Below are 23641 nucleotides of genomic sequence, written 5' to 3'. Positions count from 1 at the left end.
GGAAATGTTGTTGAACAAAACCACATGTAACTTGATTTAACAGAGTCGCGGGTATATACACGCATCATGCTTCCTTCCCAATGTTTGTGCACCAACCTGCGTCGCGCCGCCCGTGGCGTCAGCAGGCATTACGACGGCGCCCTCGACGGCTTCGGGATCAACGTTGCCCAGTATTCTCTGCTCTGCAACCTGCAGCGGCTGGATCAACCGAGCATCTCCGAACTGGCCGAGGCCATGGGCCTGGACCGCAGCACCCTGGGCCGCAACCTGCGGGTGCTGGAGGGCGAGGGCCTGGTGGCGCTCACCGAGGGCGAAGACATGCGCAACCGTATCGTCAAGCTCACCGACACCGGTGCGCAGCGGCTGGCGGCGGCGCTGCCGGCCTGGGAAGCGGCGCAGCAGCGGTTGATCGACCGACTGGGCGCCGAGAAGCGTGAAACCTTGCTGAGACTGCTGGACGAACTGGCGTGACGCCGGTTTTTCCGACTTTAAGCGGGTATATACCCGTGACTGGAGAACAACAATGAGTTCGATGTGGCGTGCGTGCGGTTGGGTGTTGCTGGGGAGTGCGCTGATTCTGGCGTTGTCGTTGGGCGTGCGGCATGGCTTCGGCCTGTTCCTGTCGCCGATGAGCGCCCAGTTCGGCTGGGGGCGTGAGGTGTTCGCCTTCGCCATCGCCTTGCAGAACCTGATCTGGGGCCTGACGCAACCGTTCACCGGTGCGCTGGCCGACCGCTTCGGTGCGGCGAAGGTGGTGCTGGTCGGCGGCGTGCTCTACGCGGTCGGTCTGGTGTGCATGGGGCTGTCCGACTCGGCGCTGAGCCTGTCGCTGAGCGCGGGGCTGCTGATCGGCATCGGCCTGTCCGGCACCTCGTTCTCGGTGATCCTCGGCGTGGTCGGCCGGGCCGTGCCGCCGGAAAAACGCAGCATGGGCATGGGCATCGCCAGTGCCGCAGGCTCTTTCGGCCAGTTCGCCATGCTGCCCGGCACCCTCGGGCTGATCGGCTGGCTGGGCTGGTCGATGGCCTTGCTGGCGCTGGGCCTGCTGGTGGCGATGATCGTGCCGCTGGTGGCCATGCTCAAGGACAAGCCGCTGCCGGTTCACGGCCATGAGCAGACGCTGTCCGAAGCCCTGCGCGAAGCCTGTTCGCACTCTGGGTTCTGGTTGCTGGCGTTCGGCTTCTTCGTCTGCGGTTTCCAGGTGGTGTTCATCGGTGTGCACCTGCCGGCCTACCTGGTGGATCAGCATTTGCCGGCCACCGTCGGCACCACGGTGCTGGCGCTGATCGGCTTGTTCAACATCTTCGGCACTTACACCGCCGGTTGGCTCGGCGGGCGCATGTCCAAGCCGCGCCTGCTCACCGTGCTCTATCTGTTGCGCGCGGTGGTGATCGTGCTGTTCCTGTGGCTGCCGGTCACCACCACGTCGGCCTACCTGTTCGGCATGGCGATGGGCTTCCTGTGGCTGTCGACGGTGCCGTTGACCAACGGTACGGTGGCGACCTTGTTCGGCGTGCGCAACCTGTCCATGCTGGGCGGCATCGTGTTCCTGTTCCACCAGCTCGGCTCGTTCCTCGGCGGCTGGCTGGGCGGGGTGGTGTATGACCGTACCGGGAGCTATGACTTGATCTGGCAGGTGGCGATCCTCTTGAGTCTGCTGGCGGCGGCCCTGAACTGGCCTGTGCGCGAGCGCCCTGTGGCGCGCCTGCAAGCGGGCATGAGCGCCGCATGAGGCGCCTGTGGCCGCAGGTCGCCATCATCGCGCTCGGCGCCGCGCTGCTGGCGCTGGTGTGGTGGGGCTGGCTGCGGGGCGGCCTGGCGCTGATGCAGCTGGGCATGAGCGTCTGCTAGCGCTTGCGGGGAGGCTTGGTGGGCGAGTAACGTCGGGGTCTGACGACTGCCCGAGGAAGCCCGACATGCTGATGCGCTGGTGTGCTGTTCCTGCGTTGCTGATGGCGTTGACCGGAGTGGTCCGGGCGGCGGATTGCCCGGATCTGCTGCAAGGCTCCTTGCCCAAGCTGCGGGCCAAGGAGTCCGTCGACCTGTGCCAACGCTATGCCGACAAACCGCTGGTGGTGATCAACACCGCCAGCTTCTGCGGGTTTGCCCCGCAGTTCGAAGGCCTTGAGGCCCTCAATCAACGCTACAAGGCGCAGGGCCTGGAGATGCTCGGCGTGCCGTCCAACGACTTCAAGCAGGAGTCCAAGGACAGCGCCGAGACCGCCAAGGTCTGCTACGCCAACTACGGCGTGACCTTCACCATGACCGAACCGCAGAAGGTCCGCGGCGACGGCGCCACCCACCTATTCCAGGTGCTGGCCAAGCAGAGCAGTGCGCCGAAGTGGAATTTCTACAAGTACGTCGTCGACCGCCAGGGCAAGGTGATCGCCAATTTCTCCAGCCTGACCAAACCGGATGATCCTGAGTTCCTGGCGGCGATCGAGAAGGCGATTGCGTCCAAGCCGCTTGGGCAGTGAGCGGCGACGCCCTGACTGACGCCATCGCCAGCAGGCTGGCTCCTGGAATTTCGGGTGAATGCGGGGGCTGTGGTCACCGCAGAACCCTGTGGGAGCCAGCCTGCTGGCGATGGCGGTCGGTCGCGGATCGAGGCCGGATCCACCGCCTCCAGCGCGAGCAGGCCAAACATCGCAGGCATGAAAAAGCCCCGCGTCCACAGGACAGCGGGGCTTTTTTGTGGGCGAGGGGTGAGCCTCGCCGCAGGCCATCAGAAGCGGTAGGTCGCGCCGATGCCGAAGCCGTTGGCCGAGTTGTCGTACTTGGAGCTGTAGGACTGGCCACGGTCGTTGCTGTTGTTGATCTTGACGGTCTCTTCCTTCAGGTAGGAGTACGCGACGTCGATGGTCAGGTCGTCGGTCGGGCTCCAGCCGGCGCCGATGCTGAAGATGGTCCGGTCGCCGGTCGGGATGCGTGGCGAACGGTCGACGTTGTTGGTCGGCGACTGGTCGAAGGTCAAGCCGGTGCGCAGCACCCATTCCTTGTTCAGTTGGTACGAAGTACCGATGGCGTAGGCCCAGGTGTCGTGCCAGTTCTGCTCTTCGGTGATTTCGCCGAACTGGCCGGCCAGCAGCGGCTGCACGCCGGAGTTCTTGACGGTGATCTTCTCCAGCTGGCTCCAGCGGGTCCAGGTGGTGCCGGCGTAGACGTTCCACTGATCGTTGATCGCCTGGGTGACCGAGAGGTCGGCGGACTCAGGGGTGGTGATCTTCAGCGAAGCGTCGTACTTCTGGCTGGCGCCCAGGCCGATTGCGCCCAGCACGCCGTAGTTGACCTTGGTGTCGCCTTCGAGCTTGTAGTCGACCTTGGAGTGGTAGGTCAGGCCGACGCGGGTGCTGTCGGTGGCCTGCACCAGCACGCCGATGTTGTAGCCCAGCGCGGTGTCGTCGCCCTTGATCTTGACCTTGCCGTCCGGCGCAGCCTGGGTGATCGACAGGTTGGATTCCAGCGAGCCGTCGATGCGGTTGATGGTCGGGCCGAAACCGATCGACACCTTGTCGTTGAAGGCGTAGCTGACGGTCGGCTGCAGGGTGATGACCTTCACTTCCGACTTGCTGCCGAAGTAGCGGCCGGCGAAGCCGTTTTCGTAGTCGGTGATCAGGCCGAACGGCACGTACATGCCAAGGCCGAAGGCCCAATGCTCGTCGATCGGCTTGACGTAGTAGCCCATAGGTACGGAGGTGAAGGGCACCATGTCGCCTTTGTTGCTCCCGCTGTTCGGGCTGGAGCTGCCGTGGCTGATGTCGGTCGAGGCGTCGAGGAACGCAACGCCGCCGGTGACCTGTTCGCGCTTGATGCGCGACATGCCGGCAGGGTTGCCGTAAACGGTGCTTGCGTCGTCGGCAGAAGAAGATCGCCCGGCGTACCCAGTCCCCATCCCGCTGATGCTGTGTTCGTTGATGGCGAAGCCACTTGCGAAAAGCTGGGTGGATGCCAAGGAAACGGCAAGGCTAAGGGTGGTTTTGAGCATGACTTTTTTCATTATTAGAACTCCTGGTGATCACCGGGGCGAAAATTACCAACATTTTCGTCCGGGCGCCAGAGCCCGTATACCTTGAGTTAGAGCGGTTTTGTAGGACAATCCGACCAGATTGGCGTCGTGATGGACGATCTTCCGGAACCGGCGGGTCAGCAAGCGACTTGATTCAGCGGTGAAACACAGGCCTGCCAGGCGCAGGTGAAATCCCGCAGGCGACCCTGGGGCTGGAAGGTCTGGCGCCAGATGCGCGCCATGCCCAGCAGGTCGTCCGGGTCGGGGAGGGTAGGGTTCTGTTCTTCCACCAGCAGCCAGGCGATGGCGGTGGCATAGCGCAGGTTGACGGTCAGTTCCAGGTGCGGCCCGCTGAGGAAGGCATGCTGGCTGGCCAGGCCGCGCACCAGGCTGGCGCGTTCCGGATCCAGCGCCAGGTAATGATCCCAGAGGGCCTGGTGACGGTGCTCGGCGATCCGGTAGAGCCCGTGGCCCCGGCGGTCATGCAGGGCGGAGCCGAGGGCGGACTGGCTGGCGGCGATGCCCAGCAGCAGGGATTCGGCGGTGGCGCAGTGGCGTCCCAGGTAGATCAGCGTGGGACGGATCACGAAACGGCACAGTTCGCTTGCGGCGATACCCATAAAGCCCTCGGATCGTTGGAGTGGCGGCGGGCCTGACCGGGTGCTTGGCAGCTGTGGAACGAATCAGGCCCGCCGGAAGCGGTTCATGCCGCTTGAGTTGAAGTGTAGTGTCATATTCAGGGCGTAAAGGCCTGTTTTTACAATATTTCCGAACGGCCGTTATAACCGTTATGCCGGATCGGACTTAACCGGTTCGGCCCCATCGGGAAACATCGGGCAATAAAAAGCCCCGCGTTATCGGCGGGGCCTTGGCTTTTGCGGCGTTGCGGCCGTTCAGGCGGTCAGCGCCTGGCGGGTGCGGTCGATCACGGCCTGCAGCGGTTCGGCGCTGGAGTATTGATCGGGGTACAGACGCTCGCTGTGGCGGGCGATCCCGTGTTCGTTGACCAGGGTGAAACTGAAGCAGCCTTTGCGGGCGGCCAGGATCAGGCAGTTCATCGGTGCAAAAGCGTTGGTGAGGGTGCGAATGGCATCCTGAGTCTGGATATGAGACATGTTATGGGTGTTCCTGCATATGACACGGATCAGATCCGTGCAACGTTAAAACGTTCCAGTAACGACGACCGCCATCGGTCGAACGAAGAACCCGGCTGGAACAAGGCAGCCAGTTTGAAGCGCTATAAGGTTTGGCGCGCTCGGGCTGGCAGGTAGGTACTTAGGAGGACAGGCAACACAGCAAGGGCAGAGGTCCATGGCCCAGGGTGAAGATCCTGATCAATCTGCAGGTTGGTTCGGTCAGAGTAACGCTGTGTCGCGACACGCTTGGCCTTCGTTCGAGGCTGTGCCGGCGCAGGATTTACCTGGAAACCATCGAGGGGTCGATCCTGTTTTTTCGGTGGAGGCTTCTTTGGGAGAAGGCTGACCGCGAGGATGTGTTCGACCGGAATTGACTTTCAGCTTGGTACTAACGGCGCGGATGCTAACCGAACCGGTCGCGCAATGCAAACCGAAAGACACAAAAAAGTCCTTGCGCAGGTCAGCCAGCGCCCATTCCGGAAAGGCTCGCCCCGAAATCGCCCGCCTTCCGACCGGCGGTCGCGCAAAGGCGTCGCGCGAACGAGCGGGCCAGAGCGGTCGCGAAGGCCCGGCTGCCGAAACGACCCGAAACGGCGCATCCATATAACCGCCCAACCGGTACTTGTGCACATTAGTTGCGCAGACTGTCACCGCGCTGTCACAACGATCCTGACCCCGGTGGCTGCCTGCGTCGAAAGTTTAAGTCAATGAAAAACATCGCTTTTTTTTGCTGGTGAAAAAATCGTCAGTTTGACTGCGAGCCCCGTTCCACAAGGCTTTGCGGGGGTTGGAGGGCGGTTGTCCACTGAGTTATCCACAGCTTCTGTGGATTGTCCCTAGCGCTTGCTCTAGCACGGGCGTGCCGGGATTTTTTCGGCTTTACCTGTGCGAAAAAAAGAGTAGAGTGGCGCGCCTTCCGATTCGTCCCACAGTGCTTTATGAAGTTTCGCTCAGTATCAGACGCCGTTCCTTCCCCATCACCCCGTGTCACCGCTCCCAAGCGATTTTCCGTCCGTGTGGCCGAATGGCTGCTGGACAGCCCGCGCCTGAGCGACAGCCGCAACGCCAAGCACCTGGCCGGCCGCTTGCTCAAGCAGCCGGCGCGCGAAGGGGTGGTGGCCGCGCAGAGCCGGCTCGGCCAGTTGATGTGCCGCGAGTGCGGCAATGCCCGGGACCGTCGCATCGGCCAGGACCTGTTGCGCCAGGCTGCCCGCGCCGGGGATCGCCGCGCGCAGCGCGAGCTTGGCTTGCTCGAAGACTGAGCTGTCCAAGACCGGACGCCTTGGTTAACCTTCAGGCTTTATCTGATCGGCGGGAATGACGATGGCGATGGACGTGACCAGCCTGCTGCTGGGCCTTGCGGGCGCAGGCCTGCCGCTGCTGGCGCTGGCCTGGCGGCTGCAGCGCCGGGCCAGTGTCGGTCAGGCGGATATCGCGCTGCTCGAGGAACGGTTGGCGATGGCGCAGATGGCCCAGGACGGCCTCAACGCGCAGCTCGATGCCTGCCGTGACGAAATCGTCGACCTCGGCCAGGCCAACACCGCCAAGCAGGTGGAACTGGCCGCGCTGCGCCGGGAAGTCGAACTGTTGCAGATCGACCGCGACGACGCTCGTGACGCCGCCCATGCCTGGAACCTCGAACGCGCCGGCAAGGACGCCGAGCTGCGCCGCCTGGACGCCCAGGCCGCCTCGCTGGGCGCCGAGCTGCGCGAACAGCAGGACAGCCACCAGCAACGCCTCAATGACCTGCAGGGTTCCCGCGACGAGCTGCGGGCGCAGTTCGCCGAACTGGCGGGCAAGATCTTCGATGAGCGCGAGCAGCGCTTCGCCGAAACCAGCCAGCAGCGCCTGGGCCAACTGCTCGATCCTTTGAAGGAGCGCATCCAGTCCTTTGAGAAGCGCGTCGAGGAAAGCTATCAGGCCGAGGCCCGCGAGCGTTTCTCGCTGGCCAAGGAACTGGAGCGGCTGCAGCAGCTGAACCTGCGCCTGAGCGACGAAGCCACCAACCTGACCCGCGCCCTCAAGGGCCAGAAGACCCAGGGCAACTGGGGCGAGCTGATCCTGGAGCGGGTGCTGGAGCACGCTGGGCTGGAGAAGGGCCGCGAGTACCAGACCCAGGTCAACCTCAAGGGCCCCGACGGTGAACGGTTCCAGCCGGACGTGATCATCTACCTGCCGGGCGACAAGCAGGTGGTGGTCGACTCCAAAGTCAGCCTGACCGCCTATCAGCAGTCCGTCGCCGCCGACGATGAGGGCCTGCGCCAGGCCGCCATGAAACAGCACGTCCTGTCCCTGCGCAGCCATGTCAAAGGCCTGGCCGGCAAGGACTACAAGCGTCTGGAGGGCCTGCACAGCCTCGATTTCGTTTTGCTGTTCGTGCCGATCGAAGCGGCGTTCTCCGCTGCGTTGCAGGCCGAGCCTACGCTGTTCCAGGAGGCCTTCGACCGCAACATCGTGATCGTCAGCCCGACCACGCTGCTGGCCACCCTGCGGGTGATCGACAGCCTGTGGAAGCAGGAGCGCCAGAGCCAGAACGCCCGGGAAATCGCCGAGCGCGCCGGGTGGTTGTACGACAAGTTCGTGCTGTTCATCCAGGACCTGGACGAGGTCGGCAACCGCCTGCAGCAACTGGACAAGGCCTACAGCGCCGCGCGCAACAAACTGACCGAGGGCCGGGGCAACCTGGTCAGCCGCAGCGAACAGCTCAAGCTGCTCGGCGCCCGGGCCAGCAAGAGCCTGCCGGCGGACCTGCTGGAACGCGCCATGACCGACGCGGACGGCCTGGTCGAATTGCCGGAATAGGCCCACAGGCCTTCGCCGCCATCGCTGGCAAGCCAGTTCCCACAGGGATTAGGGGTGTGCAGGAACCCTGCGGCCACCCGCGGTCCCTTGTGGGAGCCAGCCTGCTGGCGATGGCGTCCGTACTGCCGCCACCTAACCCGGCTGACCGCTACAGCGGCAGGTACCGACTCAACAACGCCCGCAGCGCCGCCGGCTTCACCGGTTTGGCCAGGTAATCCAGTCCCGCCGCATGCACCTGCGCCACCGTCTCCGGATGGCCGTCGGCGCTGATCACCACGCCGGGCACCGGTTCGCCCAGGTTCGTGCGCAGCCACGCCATCAGGTCGGTGCCGGTGTCGCCGTGATCCAAGTGGTAATCCACCAACGCCAATTGCGGGCGGATGCCCTCGCGCAGCAGCGCTGCGCACTCATCGCGGTTGCGCGCCGTCCACACCTGGCAGCCCCAGCGGGTCAGCAGGCTGTTCATGCCGATCAGGATGCTGTCCTCGTTGTCGATGCACAGCACCTGCGCGCCGCCGAGCGGCTTGCCGTTGAGCTCGGGCACGACGCCCGGTTGCGCCGCTTGCGTGCGGGCCAGCGGCACGCTGACGCTGAACACGCTGCCGCGTCCAGGCCAGGAGCGCACGCGCAGCGTGTGGCCGAGCACCCGGCACAGGCCGTCGGCGATCGCCAGGCCCAGGCCCAGGCCCTTTTCGGCGCGGGTCTGGTGGCTGTCGAGGCGCTTGAATTCCTCGAAGATCACTTGCTGCTTGTCCAGCGGAATGCCCGGCCCGCGATCCCACACCTCCAGGCATACTTCGTCCGCCTGGCGGCGCACGCCCAGCAGCACCGGGCCCTTGGCGTAGCGGAAGGCGTTGGTGAGGAAGTTCTGCAGGATCCGCCGCAGCAGCTTGCTGTCGCTGTCGATGCGCAGGCGGCTGCCGCGCACGCGGAAATTCAGGCCTTGTTCCTGGGCCAGCGCCTTGAACTCGGCGCCGAGGGTGTCGAACAGTTCGTTGACCGCAAACGGCTTGCGGTCCGGATTGATCTTGCCGTTCTCCAGGCGGGAAATGTCCAGCAGGTCGCTGATCAGGTCCTCGGCCGAGCGCAAGGAGCTGTCCAGGTGCTGCACCAGTTTCTGCGCCTCCGGGCTCAGGCCGTCGTCCTGGTGGGAGAGAGCGGCGGAGAACAGCCGTGCGGCGTTCAGCGGCTGCATCAGGTCGTGGCTGACGGCGGCCAGGAAACGGGTTTTCGACTGGTTGGCCGCCTCGGCGGTGCCCTTGGCTTCGGTCAGCGCCACGTTGAGCTGCGACAGCTCCTGGGTGCGCTCGCTGACCCGCTGCTCCAGCCATTCGTTGGATTTGGTCAGGGACTGTTCGGCTTCGCGGAACGCGGTGATGTCGGTGAAACTCATCACGAACCCGCCACCGGGCATCGGGTTGCCGATCAGTTCGATCACCCGGCCGTTGGGGAACAGGCGCTCGGAGGTGTGGGCGCGGCCCTGGCGCATCCAGTGCAGGCGCCGGGCGACGTGGACTTCCGCCTCGCCTGGGCCGCACAGGCCGCGCTCGGCGTTGTAGCGGATGATGTCGGCGATCGGCCGGCCGACGCTGATCAGCCCGTCCGGGTAGTTGAACAGTTCAAGGTAGCGACGGTTCCAGGCCACCAGTTTCAGGGACTGGTCGACCACGCTGATGCCCTGGGTGATGTTCTCGATGGCGCCTTGCAGCAGCGCACGGTTGAACTGCAGGACTTCAGAGGCTTCGTCGGCGATACGCACGACGTCCTCCAACTGCATCTCCCGGCCTTCGATGGCCGCCTTCACCACCGCCCGGGTCGATGAGGCGCCCAGCACACCGGCCAGCAGGCGCTCGGTGTGGGCGATCCATTCGCCGTCGGCGTTCTGGTTCGGGTTGAAGCCCTTGCCCTGGCGATAGGCGAAACGGATGAAGCTCTGCCGCGCCCGCTCTTCGCCGACGAACCGCGCCGCCAGTTTCAAGAGGTCGTCGATCTGCACCGCCAGCATCGAGCGGGCGCTCTGCCGTGCGCTGATTTCCTGGCCGATGAAGCGTCCGGCCTGCCAGTGTTCCGACACCCGCGTGCGGGACAGCACCGAGACCCAGGCGAATAGGGTGAAGTTGCCCGCCAGCGACAGCACCACGCCTTGGGTGAGCGGGGTGATCGGCAGGTTCAGCGGGTTGCTGGCCAGCCATGCAAGGCCCGGAAAGCTGTCCAGCGACCAGCCCAGGCTGCGGGCGGCGATGGGCAGGATCAAGGTGTAGAACCACAGGAATGTGCCGGCGGCGAGGCCGGCGAACACGCCGCGGCGGTTGGCCTGCTTCCAGTACAGCGCGCCGAGCATGGCCGGGGCCAGTTGGGTGACGGCGGCGAAGGCGATCTGGCCGATGGTGGCCAGGCTCGCGGTGGAGCCGAGCAAGCGGTAGCTGACGTAGGCCAGCAGCAGGATCGCCACGATGCTGACCCGCCGCACCGACAGCATCCATTGGCGGAACACTTCGAACGGCCGCTCGGCGTTATTGCGGCGCAGCAGCCAGGGCAGCAGCATGTCGTTGGAGACCATGGTCGACAGCGCGACGCTGGCGACGATCACCATGCCGGTGGCCGCCGACGCGCCGCCGATGAACGCCAGCAGCGCCAGCGCCGGGTGCGCCTCGGCCAGCGGCAGGCTGATGACGAACGAGTCGGGAATGACCGAGTTCGGCAGCATCATCTGACCGGCCAGGGCGATCGGCACCACAAACAGCGCCGCCAGGGCGAGGTAGGCGGGAAACACCCATTTGGCCAGGCGCAGGTCCTGCGGGTCGATGTTCTCCACCACCGTGACGTGGAACTGCCGGGGCAGGCAGATGATCGCCATCATCGCCACGCCGGTCTGCACCACCATCGACGGCCAGTTGATGGTTTCCTTCCAGTATTCCTCCAGGCGCGGGGCGAGCATGGCCTGGTTGAACAGGTCGTCGAAGCCGTCGTACAGGCCGAACGTGACGAACGCGCCCACCGCCAGGAACGCGAACAGCTTGACCAGCGACTCGAACGCGATCGCCAGCACCATGCCGCGGTGGTGCTCGGTGGCATCGAGGTTGCGCGTGCCGAACACGATGGTGAACAGCGCCAGCACCAGCGACACGATCAGCGCGGTGTCCTGGGCGCGGGTGCCCATGGCGTCGGCACCGGCGCCGATCAGCAGGTTGACGCCCAGCACGATGCCTTTGAGTTGCAGGGCGATGTAGGGGAGGACGCCGACCAGACAGATCAGCGCCACGACCACCGCCAGGGATTGGGATTTGCCGTAGCGGGCGGCGATGAAGTCGGCGATGGAGGTGATGTTCTCCTGTTTGCTGATCATCACCATTTTTTGCAGCACCCACGGGGCGCCCAGCAACAGCAGGATCGGCCCCAGGTAGATCGGCAGGAACGACCACAGCTGTTCGGCGGCCTGGCCGACCGCGCCGAAGAACGTCCAGCTGGTGCAATAGACCGCCAGCGACAGGCTGTACACCCAGGCCCGCATCCGCGGCGGCAGCGGCGCGCTGCGGCGGTCGCCGTAGAACGCGATGGCGAACATGATGGCCATATAGGCCAGGGCGACGATGGCAATCAGCCCGGTGGACAACGACATGAGCACTCCCGACAGAACACGCCCGGACCTGTGCCCGGTCAGACAGTCTGGCACGAGTGCCGCGGTTAGTCAGTGTCGACCAAGGTCGTGGCGCGGCGGGGTGTCGCAGGCGGGGAACCGGGCGGTTCTGCGGTGAGCGCATCGACACGTGCGCCGCATTTCAATGTGGGAGCGAGCCTGCTCGCGATGGCGGCGGCCCATCCGGCATCGATGTGTCAGGCAGGCCGTCATCGCCAGCAGGCTGGCTCCCACAGATTCTGCGGTGTCAGTCCTGGCGCAGCGCGATGTCGATCAGCCGGTGCAGCGCTTCCACTTCCAGCGGCTGGGCCGCGAACAGGATGCGGAACACCGTCGGCGACACCACCAGGTTGATCAGGTGATCCACCGAGGGCGGCGAGTCGTCCGGATAGCGGTCGACGATGGTCTGCAACTGGTCGGCGATGATTGCGATGCAGAACCCCGGCGTGGCGCTGGCCTGCACGTCGCGCATGACGTTGCGCCCCGGCTCGGAGCTCATCTCGTCCAGATACTGCTCGGCCCACGCGCGGAGGTCGCCGCGCAGGCTGCCGGTGTCCAGCGGATCGCTTTCGGGGCGCAGGCGGGCGAGGGCGACGTCGGCCAGCAGGGCCGCCAGGTCGCCCCAGCGCCGGTAGATGGTGGAGGGCGTGACCCCGGCCCGCGCAGCGATCTGCGGGACGGTCACGGTGGAGCGCTCCTGTTCCTGGAGGAGCGCGCGCACGGCGCAGTGGATCGATTCCTGCACCCGGGCGCTTCGGCCGCCGGGGCGGCTGCTTTCTTTGATAGGCATGGCGGCGACCTTAACACAAAGAATTTGCTTTAAGCGAAAACCGGGCGCACACTCCGCAAAAGCAAAAAATTAGCTTTTAAGGAGCGTGCCCATGACCAGCCCTGTTTCGAACCGTTCCAGCCTGTGGTTTCTGGCGATCACCCTGCTCAGTTTTCTCGCCGCTTCCACGGCGCCGACGCCGCTGTACCACCTGTACCAGGATCACCTGCACTTCTCGGCGGCGGTGCTGACCCTGATCTTCGGCGTGTACGCCTTGAGCCTGCTGGCGGCGCTGCTGACCGTCGGCTCGCTGTCGGACCACTTGGGACGCAAGCCGGTGATCTTCGCCGCCGCCGTGCTCAACGCCCTGGCGATGCTGGCGTTCATCTATGCCGACAGTGTGGCCTGGCTGATCGGTGCGCGGGTCTTGCAAGGCTTCGCCACGGGCATGGCCACGGCGGTGTTGAGCGCCACGTTGCTGGACACCGACCGCGTGCAGGGGCCGCTGATCAACAGCGTGGCGCCGTTGCTGGGCATGGCGGCAGGCGCCATGGGCTGCGGCGTGCTGGTGGAGTTCGCCCCGGCGCCGTTGCAGCTGACCTACTGGCTGCTGCTGGCGCTGTTTGTGTTGCAGGCCGCGTACGTCTGGCGCCTGCCTGAGAGCGTCACCCCGCAGGCCGGGGCCTGGGCTTCGTTGCGGCCGACCCTGCATGTGCCGGTCCAGGCCCGGTCGACCTTGTGGCGGGTGCTGCCGCTGAACACCGCCACCTGGGCGCTGGGCGGCTTCTACGCTTCCTTGGCCCCGTCGCTGGTGCGCACGGCGACCGGTTCCACCTCCAACCTGATCGGCGGGGCAACCGTGGCCGCGTTGACCGTGACCGGCGCCCTGATGATCTTCACCCTGCGCAACCGGCCCGCAGGCCGGGCGCTGCAGCTGGGCGCCAGCCTGTTGCCGAGCGGTGTGGTGCTGATGCTGCTGGGGGTGCACAGCGCCAGCCTGTCGCTGTTCTTCTTCGGCACGCTGGTGGCCGGCTGCGGATTCGGCGCAGGTTTCCTCGGCGCAGTGCGCAGCCTGGTGCCGCTGGCGTTGCCCCACGAGCGGGCCGGGCTGATGTCGTCCTTTTATGTGCTCAGCTATTTGGCGTTCTGCCTGCCGGCGCTGTTGGCGGGGCACTTCACCCGCAGCCTGGGCCTGCTGGCCACCACCGACGGTTACGGCGCGGTGCTGATCGTGCTGGCGGTGGGCGCGCTGCTGGTCAGCTTCCGTCCCCAGGCGGTGAAGGCGTGCGGCGTTCCATAAGCGCGGCGGATTCGGTTAGCCTTGGCCGGCCACTTCTCTCACGGAACGACCCATGAAGATCATCCGCAGCAAGGCGTTCACCGCCGAACGCGCCTGGGGCGCCCTGGACATCGCCAGCATGAACGGCATCACCACGCGCCTGCACTGGACGGATCAGCCCTACAAATGGCACGTCAACGATGGCGAGGAAGTGTTCGTGGTGCTCGATGGCCGCGTGCAGATGCGCTACCGCGAACAGGGCCAGGAGCAGCAGGTGCTGCTGGAGGCGGGCGACATTTTCTACGCCTCGGTCGGCACCGAGCATGTCGCCCATCCTCAGGGCGAAGCGCGGATTCTGGTGATCGAAACGGAAGGCAGCGTCTGATTGCTTATCTGTAGAACAGATAACAGATAGAGAAATTACCCGTTATATAGATATTCGATCCGGATCTATCATGGTTCCAACCTCACCAGAGGACAGGAGTTCATGATGACTTGCCCCAACACCGCCAAACCCGGCATCAAACCCTTCAGCCACCTGCAGCACCCGCGTGAGGCGATCCGCCAGTTCACCCCGAACTGGTTCGCCGCCACCATGGGCACCGGCGTGCTCGCCCTGGCGCTGGCGCAACTGCCGGTGTCCGTTCCCGGCCTGCACGCCGTGGCCGAAGGGCTGTGGCTGTTCAACATCCTGTTGTTCACCTTGTTTACCGTTGCCTACGCCGCGCGCTGGGTGCTGTTCTTCGACGAGGCACGGCGGATCTTCGGGCACTCCACGGTTTCGATGTTCTTCGGCACGATTCCCATGGGGCTGGCGACGATCATCAACGGTTTCCTGGCGTTCGGCCTGCCGCGCTGGGGCGAGGGGGTGATCCACCTGGCCGAGGCGCTGTGGTGGCTGGACGTGGCGATGTCGCTGGCCTGCGGTGTGCTGATCCCGTACATGATGTTCACCCGCCAGGAACACAGTATCGATCAGATGACCGCCGTCTGGCTGCTGCCGGTGGTGGCGGCGGAAGTGGCGGCGGCCAGCGGCGGCCTGCTCGCGCCGCATCTGGCCGACGCCCACGCGCAACTGGTGGTGCTGGCGACGAGCTACGTGCTGTGGGCGTTTTCCCTGCCGGTGGCGTTCAGCATCCTCACCATCCTGCTGCTGCGCATGGCTTTGCACAAACTGCCCCACGAAAGCATGGCCGCGTCGAGCTGGCTCGCCCTCGGTCCGATCGGCACCGGCGCCTTGGGCATGCTGCTGTTGGGCGGCGATGCGCCGGCGATCTTCGCCGCCAACGGCCTGCCGGGCGTCGGCGAGGTCGCCTCGGGGCTGGGCTTGGTGGCCGGCATCACCCTATGGGGCTTCGGCCTGTGGTGGATGCTGATGGCGCTGCTGATCACCGTGCGTTACCTGCGCGACGGCATCCCGTTCAACCTCGGCTGGTGGGGTTTCACCTTCCCGCTAGGTGTGTACTCGCTGGCGACCCTGAAACTGGCCGGCACGCTGCACCTGGGCTTTTTCAGCGTGGCGGGCTGCCTGCTGGTGGCGCTGCTGGCGGTGATGTGGCTGATCGTCGGCAAACGCACCCTGCAGGGCGCCTGGCGCGGCGAGCTGTTCGTGTCGCCCTGCATTGCAGGTTTGAAGAAATGACCGGCAAAGTTTAGGTAAGGTGTGGCCTGGATCGCGGTTCGAGACTCCAATAACCGTATCCAGGCCGTTCTCTACCTACTCCCTACAAAAAAACAGGTCACACGGAAGATGAGTCACCCCTCACAGTTCAACCTGCTGCGAACCCGGCGCTTCCTGCCGTTCTTCATCACCCAGTCGTTGGGGGCCTTCAACGACAACGTGTTCAAGCAATCGCTGATCCTGGCGATCCTCTATCGGCTCACCATCGAAGGCGACCGCTCGATCTGGGTCAACCTGTGCGCGCTGCTGTTCATCCTGCCGTTTTTCCTGTTTTCGGCGCTGGCCGGGCAGTTCGGGGAGAAGTTCGCTAAGGATTCGCTGATCCGTCTGATCAAACTCGCGGAAATCGCCATCATGGCTGTGGGATCGGTCGGCTTCCTGTTCGATCACCTGTCGCTGATGCTGGTGGCGCTGTTTGCCATGGGCACCCACTCGGCGCTGTTCGGGCCGGTGAAGTACTCGATCCTGCCCCAGGCCCTGCACGAGGACGAGCTGGTGGGCGGCAACGGCCTGGTGGAGATGGGCACGTTCCTGGCGATCCTGGCCGGCACCATCGGCGCCGGGATCATGATGTCGTCGGCGCACTATGCGCCGGTGGTGTCGGCCGCGATCGTCGGCATCGCCGTGCTGGGCTATCTGGCCAGCCGCAGCATCCCCAGGGCGGCGGCCGCCGACCCGCAGCTGCGCCTGAACTGGAACATCTTCAGCCAGTCCTGGGCCACCCTCAAGCTGGGGCTGGGCCAGACGCCGGCGGTGTCGCGCTCCATCGTCGGCAACTCGTGGTTCTGGTTCGTCGGGGCGATCTACCTGACGCAGATCCCGGCCTACGCCAAGGAGTGGATGCACGGCGACGAAACCGTGGTGACCCTGATCCTCACGGTGTTCTCGGTCGGCATCGCCGTCGGTTCGATGCTGTGCGAGCGGCTTTCCGGGCGCAAGGTCGAGATCGGCCTGGTGCCGTTCGGCTCGTTCGGGCTGACCGTGTTCGGCCTGCTGCTGTGGTGGCACTCCGGCGGGATCCCGGACAGCGCGAGCGGGCACAGCTGGACGCAAGTGCTCGGCTTCGGCCACGCCTGGGCCGTGCTGATCGACATCCTCGGCCTCGGCATCTTCGGCGGTTTCTACATCGTGCCGCTGTACGCACTGATACAGTCGCGCACCGCCGAGAACGAGCGGGCGCGAGTGATCGCCGCCAACAACATCCTCAATGCGCTGTTCATGGTGATTTCGGCCATCGTGTCCATCGTCCTGCTGAGCCTGGTGAAACTGTCGATCCCGCAGCTGTTTCTGGCGGTGTCGCTGCTGAACATCGGCGTCAACGCCTACATCTTCAAGATCGTGCCCGAGTTCAGCATGCGTTTCATGATCTGGCTGCTCAGCCACTCCATGTACCGCGTCGAGCACCGCAACCTTGAAGCGATCCCCGATGAAGGCGCGGCGCTGCTGGTGTGCAACCACGTGTCGTTCGTCGATGCCTTGCTGATCGGAGGCGCGGTGCGTCGGCCGATTCGCTTCGTCATGTACTACAAGATCTACAACCTGCCGGTGCTGAACTTCATCTTCCGCACGGCGGGGGCGATTCCCATCGCCGGCCGCCAGGAAGACATCCAGATCTACGAAAAGGCCTTCACCCGCATCGCCCGGTATCTGAAGGACGGTGAACTGGTGTGCATCTTCCCGGAAGGCAAGCTGACGGCGGACGGCGAAATCAACGAGTTCAAGGGCGGGCTGACGCGGATTCTCGAAGAGACGCCGGTGCCGGTGATCCCGATGGCGTTGCAGGGGCTGTGGGGGAGTTTCTTCAGCCGGGATCCGGACAAAGGGTTCTTCCACCGTTTGTGGTCGCGGGTGACGCTGGTGGCGGGGGCGCCGGTGGCCGTGGAGGCGGCGCAGCCGGCGCAGTTGCAGGCGTTGGTCGGGGAGTTGCGCGGGACGGTCAGGAAGTGACGCCCGCGCCCGTCATGCGCCGGGAAGGGGCCAGTGCTTTAAGCGCTGGCCTTGAGCCCGATCAGCCCGGCCACGATCAGCGCAACGCTGATCAGGCGCACCAAGGCCATCGACTCGCCGAACAGGATGATGCCCGCGATCACCGTGCCCACGGCGCCGACCCCGGTCCAGATCGCATAGGCCGTGCCCAGCGGCAGTTCCTTCATCGCAAGGCCGAGCAGGCCCAGGCTGATGGCCATGGCGGCGACGGTGAGGGCGGTGGGGAGCGGGCGGCTGAAGCCGTCGGTGTACTTCAGGCCGACGGCCCAGCCGACCTCGAACAGGCCGGCGAAAAACAGAATGATCCAGGACATGCGGGACCTCCATCGATTGACGGGGTCGTCCCCAGAATGATGACTCGTGCGAGCCGCAGGGTCGTCCCTGCGTTGGGCGCTATAGTGCCCAGCATCGACGGGGGGATCAAGTTCGCGCTCAGTCGGGCTGCTGAACGAGTGTCTCGCGCCCGTCCTTCTCGTCCATCCGCCGGAACCAGGTGGCCAGCAGCGCCCCGGAAATGTTGTGCCACACACTGAACAACGCGCTCGGCACCGCCGCCAGCGGCGAGAAGTGCGCGCTGGCCAGGGCGGCGCCGAGGCCGGAGTTCTGCATGCCGACCTCCAGCGCCAGCGATTTGCGCTGGGCCAGCGGCAGGTTGAACAGGCGCCCGGTGAAATAGCCCAGCAGGTAACCGAAGCTGTTGTGCAGCATCACCACCGCCATGATCAGCAGGCCGGATTCGGCGATCTTCGCCTGGCTGGCGGCCACCACCGCGGCCACGATGACCACGATGCTCACCACCGACACCAGCGGCAGCACCTCCACCGCATGACGGACCTTGTTGCCCAGCAGGCGTTGGGCAACCACGCCCAGCACAATCGGCAGCAGCACCACCTGCAGGATCGACCAGAACAGCTCCATGAACGACACCGGCAGCCAGGCCGACGCCAGCAGCCAGATCAGGGCCGGGGTCAGCAGCGGGGCGAGGAGGGTGGTCACGGCGGCGATGGCCACCGACAGCGCCAGGTCGCCGCGGGCCAGCCAGGTCATCACGTTGGAGGCCGTGCCGCTCGGGCAGCAGCCCACCAGGATCACGCCGACGGCGATTTCCGGCGGCAGGCGGAACACCTGGCACAGCAGCCACGCCATGCCTGGCATGATCACGAAATGCGCCACCACGCCCAGCGCCACCCGCCACGGATGGCGGGCCACGGCGGCGAAGTCGTCGAGCTTGAGGGTCAGGCCCATGCCGAACATCACCAGGCCCAGCAGCGGCACGATCGCGCCCTTGAGGCCCAGGAACCAGGCCGGCTGCAGGAAGGCGAGCACCGCGAAAGCCAGTACCCAGTAGGCGAAGGTGTTGCCGACGAAACGACTCAGTGCTGCCAGTGCGCGCATGGCCTGATCCTTATTGTTTATGTGCACCACAAAACGACTGCAGGAGCGAGCCTGCCCGCGATGGCGGACGTTCAGTCAACCCTTTCGTTGAATGTCGATCGCCGATCGCGAGCAGGCTCGCTCCTACAGGTTGTACATCGTCCGGCCTCAGATGCCCTGCGGCGTCTCTTCACCGCCCAACGCCTCGACCAGCGCCGGCAGGAAGTCGCCGAAGGTCAGCATCATCAGGGTGAAGCTGGCGTCCAGTTGGCCCAGGGCCTCGTCGCCGCCGTCCTTTTCCGCCTGATCCTGCAGCAGGTCTTCGAACTTCAGGCGCTTGACGGTCATCTTGTCGTCGAGCATGAACGACAGCTTGTCCTGCCAGGCCAGCGACAGTTGGGTGACCACCTTGCCGGTGCTCAGGTGCAGCTGGATCTCTTCGCTGGTCAGGTCCTGACGCTTGCAGCGCACGATGCCGCCGTCTTCGTGGGTGTCGCGCAGTTCGCATTCGTCGAGGACGAAGAAGTCCGGGGCGGCCTCTTGGGTGGTGACCCATTGGGTCATCACGGCGGTCGGTGCGGTTTTCACGGTCAGCGGGCGGACCGGCAGGGTGCCCAGCACTTCACGCAGGGTGGACAGCAGGTCTTCGGCGCGTTTCGGGCTGGCGGAATTGACCAGGATCAGGCCTTGCTTCGGCGCGATGGCGGCGAAGGTCGACGAGCGGCGGATGAAGGCGCGCGGCAGGAACGCCTGGATGATCTCGTCCTTGATCTGGTCGCGTTCCTTCTTATAGACCTTGCGCATCTGCGCCGCTTCGATCTCTTCGACCTTCTCCTTCACTGCGTCGCGCACGACGCTGCCCGGCAGGATGCGTTCTTCCTTGCGGGCGGCGACCAGCATGAAATCACCGCTGACGTGCACCAGCGGCGCATCCTCGCCCTTGCCGAACGGTGCGACGAAACCGTAGGTGGTCAACTCCTGGCTTGCACATGGACGCGCCAGTTTGGTGGCCAGTGCGGTTTCCAGCGCCTCGGCATCGACAGGCAGGTCTTGGGTCAGGCGATAGATAAGCAGGTTCTTGAACCACATGGGGTGAATCTCTCCTTTATACAAAGGAGGGCATTATTGTCTTCGCCGTGCCATAGGCCAACCCTTCTCTAAGCCTTTGGAAGGCCTGAAAAAATTAATTGAAAAAGTGCTTGCCAGAGGTTGGGTCGCTCCGTAGAATGCGCGCCACACCGAAGCGAAGGGTGATTAGCTCAGCTGGGAGAGCGTCTGCCTTACAAGCAGAATGTCGGCGGTTCGATCCCGTCATCACCCACCATTCGTTTCAAGTGTTTAGCGCAGCGGTAGTTCAGTCGGTTAGAATACCGGCCTGTCACGCCGGGGGTCGCGGGTTCGAGTCCCGTCCGCTGCGCCATATTCGGTAACCTGGAACACTGAACGCCAGGTCACCACGGAAAACCCGCTGAGGCGGGTTTTTTTCTGTCTCAAGTTTGTACGTTGTTCCTCGGGTTGCATCGTTTCACGGGTTTTCAGGTTTTTTTGAAAAAAACTTCAATTAAATCAACACTTTACGAAAACTTGTGGCATAATGCGCCCCGTAACGAAGCAAGGGTGATTAGCTCAGCTGGGAGAGCGTCTGCCTTACAAGCAGAATGTCGGCGGTTCGATCCCGTCATCACCCACCATTCGTTTCAAGCGTTTCGCGCAGCGGTAGTTCAGTCGGTTAGAATACCGGCCTGTCACGCCGGGGGTCGCGGGTTCGAGTCCCGTCCGCTGCGCCATATTCGGTAGCCTGGAACACTGAACGCCAGGTCACCACACGGAAAGCCCGCCTAGTGCGGGCTTTTTGCTGTCTGCGATTTACTTTTTTGCACATCCCCTGTGGCGAGGGAACTCGCCACAGTGCGTTTCATTGGTTGGCGTTGCGGCTGTGCCGGTAGTCGCTCACCGCCTCATACACCGCCTTGCGCAAACGGTTGATCCCGCCGATCGGCCGATGGGCCTCGATGCCGAACCACGGGTTGAAGGACAGGTTGTCGCATTGCAGGTTCTGCGCCGGGGTGTCGAAATCCTGGGGCGGCAGGGTAATGCGCGCCACGGTCTCGAACGGTGCATCCTGCTCGCGCCATTCGATGCTGGTGTCCTCGATGGGCATGAACGCCCGGGCGTCCTGGCGCTGGATCTGCAGCGCGAAGCAGGCGGGCACGCGATCCGTCGACAACTGCTGGTTCAACGCGCTGCGCAGGAAGTTCGGCAAGTCCCGGTTCTGCTTGGGCAAGGTGTAGGCGGGGCAGTTGTCCGGATCCGGCGTTACCCGGAACTTGGCGTTGGCGTCCCCGAACCGGTACGGCGACACCGAAAAGTACGTCGTGCGCGTCGGGCTTTCCGGCGGCGCAGACAGCGTCGCCAGGGCGATGAACAAATGACGGACCTGCCAGTTACGCGGATCCCAGCCCGGAAAGAACGCCATGACCCGCTTGCCGTCCGCCTGCGCCGCCACGTTCTGACGGTATTCGGCGACATCGCTGACAAAGAAGTTCGGGTGGCTGAACATCACGAAATCCTGTTCATGCAGATCCCGGCGGTCGTCCAGCAACTGCTTGCCCGGCACATCGTGCAGCTTGATCGCCATGCCCCGGGCGTCGCGGATGCTGTCGAACTGCGGGTAGGCGTTGCCGTTGGACAGGCGCACCGTCGCCTGCCAGACCTTGCCCGGCTCGCTGAATACGCCGCGGCGCAGGTTCTCGGCCAGATCCGGCAACACCTGCACCTGCGCCTTCACGCAGCCGTGGGCCTTGGCGTGGGCATCACGCAGATACCGGGTGCTTTCCCGGTGCTGATCGACGATGCGCACGGCGGTCTGGATGACGTCCTGGGTCATGGCCGCTTCACCCGGCGGAATCTGTTCCAGCGCCGAGACCGGGCCACGGTGCTGCCAGGCGAACCAGGCGGTGGCCAAGGCCCAGCCAATCAGGCCGAGCGCCAGCAAGAGCAGCAGGGTCTTGCCCAGGATCCGCCCCAGCCACAGCCAGAGGCGCGCCAGCGCGGACGGTTTTTTGTCGGTCTTGAAGATCATGGCAGTTGCGCCTCCAGCGGGCCGCCCAGCACTTTCAGGTATTCCAGCAGGGCCCAGCGTTCCTCGGGCTGGAGCAGCCGGCCGATCACGCCGTTGCCCCGTTCGCCGGCGCGGAATTCGTGGCCGCTGTTGTGGTTGCCGGTGATTCGGGTGTCGAACAGGAAGCCGTTGGTGAAGGCCTCGGTGCGGTAGCCCAGATGCCGCGGGTCGTACTCGAACGTGCCTTTGTAGAAGGTGGTGGCGCGTTCGTCCTGCGGCGACAGCAGCTGAAAGAGGCTGGGCACCGAGCCGTTGTGCAGGAACGGCGGTGTGGCCCAGACGCCGGCCAGCGGGCGGGCCTTGTAGGCGACTTTCTCGCGTACGCCGATAGGCAGGCCGAAACCGTCGAGTTGCGGTTTTTCGGCCGGGGTGACGCCGGCCTCGCGATAGGCGCGGTTTTCCACGAAGGCCGTCACGTAGGCCAACCCCTTGGCCACCGACAGCCGGCTCAAGTCCAGCGGCTCGGTGGGATCGGGGTGCAGTTTGACGTCCATCTTGGCCAGTTCCGCCGGATCCCATTGCAGGGCGGTCAGATCGAAGCGGTGGTTGGCGATGTTGGTGGCGGCGCCGGGATCGGTGCCGATGACCTCCACCGGCAGCATGGGCAGGTGCTGCACCCAGCGTCCGCCTTCCTGGGTCTGGCGCGGCACGTGGCAGCCTGCGCAGTTTTCGGCGAACAGGGCCCGGCCCTTGGCGGCCAGCGGCTTGTCGACGGCACCCAGCAGATCTTCGGGCCAGGTCGGCGGCTGCAGCTTCTGCAGCGTCTGTTCGATCGTGTGCAGGTCGCGCACGCGGACGCTGGAGGGGTAGCGCGCGTCGCCTTGCAGCGGCTGGCCGTCGGCATCGAAGAAGTTCAGCGTGGCGCCGACGCCCAGCGCCTCACCGACGTTGCGTGCCATCGGCTGCTGCGCCGAGCCGTTCCACTGCACCCAGTCGAACGTCCACATGTCCCACAGTTGCGGGTAATCGACGGGGGCGTCGGCCACGCGGTAGTTGTCGGGCGTGATGGCATCGCCGAAGGTGGCGTTGGCGATCCGGCCGAACGCATCGGTACGGCCCGGGCCTTCTTCGGTGGGGTAGAGGCCGCGGTGGGTGTCGTTCCAGGCGACGCTGAGGAAGGTGTCCAGCGATTGCTTGAAATCCTTTCTCAGCTGCCCGTGGCGGCTGTCGTAGTCGTCGCCCAGCACGGTGCGGGCGAAGCGTTCGAATTTCCACGGGTTGTAATAGGTGGACGCCAGACTTGCCACCAGCGCCTGTCCGAAACTGCCGCCACGCAATGTAGGAACGCTGGAAGGCAGCACGTGTTGGGCGGATCCGCCGTCGATGCGCACGGCCTGGCCGTTGAAGCGCAGCTCGCCGGTGTGGCAGGCGGAGCAGGTGATGTCGAGGTATTGCTCGGAACTGCCGGGGTTCTGGTGCCGGGCAAAGCCCACGGGCAGGTTGCCGGGGTTCTGCGGCGTGGCCTTCTGCTGGGGATCCACCAGGAAACCGAAACGCGCCAGGTATTCCGGTGACGCGAAGCGCTGCTGGGAGAACGGCAGTTCCAGCGCCTGGAACCACGTGTAGCGCAGGCCTTTGACTTGCGTGCCTTGGGGCGTGAAGTAATAGGCCTGGCGTTCTTCCTCCGTCCACTGCTTCAGGTAATGCACTTGCTGCACGGGGGTGTAGAAGGGCAGTTTCGGGTTGGCGACGTAGTACAGCACTAACGCGAGGGCAAGAGCTGCCAGCACGGCGATCAGGATCAACAGTCGGTAAAAGAGGCGCAAGATGTACATCCTTGTCGAATTGTTGCGCTGTTATGCCTGAGCCGGGCAGGGTGGGGCAAGTGGCCATTACGACAAGCATTGTGA

The 23641-nt window shown here is 64.8% G+C and carries 20 protein-coding genes and 4 tRNA genes; 14 read left to right on the top strand and 10 right to left on the bottom strand.

Annotated elements, in window-relative coordinates; genetic code table 11:
- Positions 1-66 precede the first annotated feature (66 nt).
- The 4 genes from CAG31_RS01560 to CAG31_RS01550 all read left to right on the top strand — a co-directional run bounded on the left by CAG31_RS01560 (position 67) and on the right by CAG31_RS01550 (position 2477).
- A complete protein-coding gene (locus CAG31_RS01560) occupies positions 67-471 on the top strand; it encodes a MarR family winged helix-turn-helix transcriptional regulator (RefSeq protein ID WP_085577713.1) in 405 nt (134 codons plus the stop codon).
- A gap of 61 nt (positions 472-532) precedes the next feature.
- Complete coding sequence (locus CAG31_RS01555; protein WP_176243855.1) at positions 533-1732, top strand: MFS transporter; 1200 nt, start codon at positions 533-535, stop codon at positions 1730-1732.
- Positions 1729-1851, top strand: coding sequence for a hypothetical protein (locus tag CAG31_RS28630; RefSeq protein WP_256575453.1), 123 nt, complete (start codon positions 1729-1731; stop codon positions 1849-1851). The genes CAG31_RS01555 and CAG31_RS28630 overlap by 4 nt, the downstream gene beginning before the upstream one ends.
- Positions 1852-1916: 65 nt before the next feature.
- Positions 1917-2477 carry a glutathione peroxidase gene (locus tag CAG31_RS01550; protein ID WP_085577711.1) on the top strand — a complete coding sequence of 187 codons (561 nt, stop codon included), beginning with the start codon at positions 1917-1919 and terminating at the stop codon, positions 2475-2477.
- 248 nt (positions 2478-2725) lie between these two features.
- Here CAG31_RS01550 and CAG31_RS01545 read toward each other — a convergent pair whose 3' ends face one another.
- The 3 genes from CAG31_RS01545 to CAG31_RS01535 all read right to left on the bottom strand — a co-directional run bounded on the left by CAG31_RS01545 (position 2726) and on the right by CAG31_RS01535 (position 5121).
- Positions 2726-3997 (bottom strand): OmpP1/FadL family transporter, encoded by a 1272-nt coding sequence (locus CAG31_RS01545; RefSeq protein ID WP_085577710.1) that lies wholly within the window; start codon positions 3995-3997, stop codon positions 2726-2728.
- Positions 3998-4143: 146 nt separating this feature from the next.
- Complete coding sequence (locus CAG31_RS01540) at positions 4144-4626, bottom strand: hypothetical protein (protein WP_085577709.1); 483 nt, start codon at positions 4624-4626, stop codon at positions 4144-4146.
- Positions 4627-4899: 273 nt separating this feature from the next.
- Positions 4900-5121, bottom strand: coding sequence for a hypothetical protein (locus tag CAG31_RS01535; protein ID WP_085577708.1), 222 nt, complete (start codon positions 5119-5121; stop codon positions 4900-4902).
- A gap of 959 nt (positions 5122-6080) precedes the next feature.
- Between CAG31_RS01535 and CAG31_RS01525 the strand changes: the two genes are divergently transcribed.
- Positions 6081-6404, top strand: a complete 324-nt coding sequence (locus CAG31_RS01525; RefSeq protein WP_085577707.1) for a hypothetical protein — start codon at positions 6081-6083, stop codon at positions 6402-6404.
- 175 nt (positions 6405-6579) lie between these two features.
- Positions 6580-7944, top strand: coding sequence for a DNA recombination protein RmuC (rmuC, locus tag CAG31_RS01520; protein WP_170930046.1), 1365 nt, complete (start codon positions 6580-6582; stop codon positions 7942-7944).
- Between the two features lie 148 nt (positions 7945-8092).
- Here rmuC and CAG31_RS01515 read toward each other — a convergent pair whose 3' ends face one another.
- Entirely contained in the window at positions 8093-11563 is a 3471-nt protein-coding gene (locus CAG31_RS01515; RefSeq protein ID WP_085577705.1) for a hybrid sensor histidine kinase/response regulator, read from the bottom strand.
- 265 nt (positions 11564-11828) lie between these two features.
- A complete protein-coding gene (locus CAG31_RS01510) occupies positions 11829-12371 on the bottom strand; it encodes a TetR/AcrR family transcriptional regulator (protein WP_085577704.1) in 543 nt (180 codons plus the stop codon).
- A gap of 91 nt (positions 12372-12462) precedes the next feature.
- Here CAG31_RS01510 and CAG31_RS01505 point away from each other — a divergent pair, with 91 nt between their 5' ends.
- The 4 genes from CAG31_RS01505 to CAG31_RS01490 all read left to right on the top strand — a co-directional run bounded on the left by CAG31_RS01505 (position 12463) and on the right by CAG31_RS01490 (position 17257).
- Positions 12463-13650 carry an MFS transporter gene (locus CAG31_RS01505; RefSeq protein ID WP_085577703.1) on the top strand — a complete coding sequence of 396 codons (1188 nt, stop codon included), beginning with the start codon at positions 12463-12465 and terminating at the stop codon, positions 13648-13650.
- A 52-nt stretch (positions 13651-13702) separates the two neighbouring features.
- Entirely contained in the window at positions 13703-14014 is a 312-nt protein-coding gene (locus CAG31_RS01500; protein WP_085577702.1) for a cupin domain-containing protein, read from the top strand.
- Positions 14015-14119: 105 nt separating this feature from the next.
- On the top strand, positions 14120-15271 hold the full coding sequence (locus tag CAG31_RS01495; RefSeq protein WP_085577701.1) for a TDT family transporter: 1152 nt from the start codon (positions 14120-14122) through the stop codon (positions 15269-15271).
- A 108-nt stretch (positions 15272-15379) separates the two neighbouring features.
- Positions 15380-17257, top strand: a complete 1878-nt coding sequence (locus CAG31_RS01490) for an MFS transporter (RefSeq protein ID WP_085577700.1) — start codon at positions 15380-15382, stop codon at positions 17255-17257.
- A gap of 38 nt (positions 17258-17295) precedes the next feature.
- On the opposite strand, the gene sugE is transcribed toward CAG31_RS01490, so the two are convergent.
- The 3 genes from sugE to rdgC all read right to left on the bottom strand — a co-directional run bounded on the left by sugE (position 17296) and on the right by rdgC (position 19759).
- Positions 17296-17610 (bottom strand): quaternary ammonium compound efflux SMR transporter SugE, encoded by a 315-nt coding sequence (sugE, locus tag CAG31_RS01485; RefSeq protein WP_085577699.1) that lies wholly within the window; start codon positions 17608-17610, stop codon positions 17296-17298.
- Positions 17611-17728: 118 nt separating this feature from the next.
- Positions 17729-18691 (bottom strand): bile acid:sodium symporter family protein, encoded by a 963-nt coding sequence (locus tag CAG31_RS01480; RefSeq protein ID WP_085577698.1) that lies wholly within the window; start codon positions 18689-18691, stop codon positions 17729-17731.
- 147 nt (positions 18692-18838) lie between these two features.
- On the bottom strand, positions 18839-19759 hold the full coding sequence (gene rdgC / locus CAG31_RS01475) for a recombination-associated protein RdgC (protein ID WP_085577697.1): 921 nt from the start codon (positions 19757-19759) through the stop codon (positions 18839-18841).
- A gap of 159 nt (positions 19760-19918) precedes the next feature.
- Between rdgC and CAG31_RS01470 the strand changes: the two genes are divergently transcribed.
- The 4 genes from CAG31_RS01470 to CAG31_RS01455 all read left to right on the top strand — a co-directional run bounded on the left by CAG31_RS01470 (position 19919) and on the right by CAG31_RS01455 (position 20457).
- Positions 19919-19994, top strand: a tRNA-Val gene (locus tag CAG31_RS01470).
- A gap of 19 nt (positions 19995-20013) precedes the next feature.
- Positions 20014-20090: transfer RNA gene (locus tag CAG31_RS01465), tRNA-Asp, on the top strand.
- A gap of 195 nt (positions 20091-20285) precedes the next feature.
- A tRNA-Val gene (locus CAG31_RS01460) sits at positions 20286-20361 on the top strand.
- Between the two features lie 19 nt (positions 20362-20380).
- Positions 20381-20457, top strand: a tRNA-Asp gene (locus tag CAG31_RS01455).
- Between the two features lie 128 nt (positions 20458-20585).
- On the opposite strand, the gene CAG31_RS01450 is transcribed toward CAG31_RS01455, so the two are convergent.
- On the bottom strand, positions 20586-21752 hold the full coding sequence (locus CAG31_RS01450) for a catalase family protein (protein ID WP_085577696.1): 1167 nt from the start codon (positions 21750-21752) through the stop codon (positions 20586-20588).
- Positions 21749-23557, bottom strand: a complete 1809-nt coding sequence (locus tag CAG31_RS01445) for a di-heme-cytochrome C peroxidase (protein WP_085577695.1) — start codon at positions 23555-23557, stop codon at positions 21749-21751. Before CAG31_RS01445 ends, CAG31_RS01450 begins: the two co-directional genes overlap by 4 nt.
- Positions 23558-23641 lie beyond the last annotated feature (84 nt).

It is taken from the genome of Pseudomonas sp. R25(2017) (genome assembly GCF_002112565.1).
GTDB classification, from domain to species: domain Bacteria; phylum Pseudomonadota; class Gammaproteobacteria; order Pseudomonadales; family Pseudomonadaceae; genus Aquipseudomonas; species Aquipseudomonas ekonensis.
This window is presented reverse-complemented; position numbering and strand designations above follow the sequence as displayed.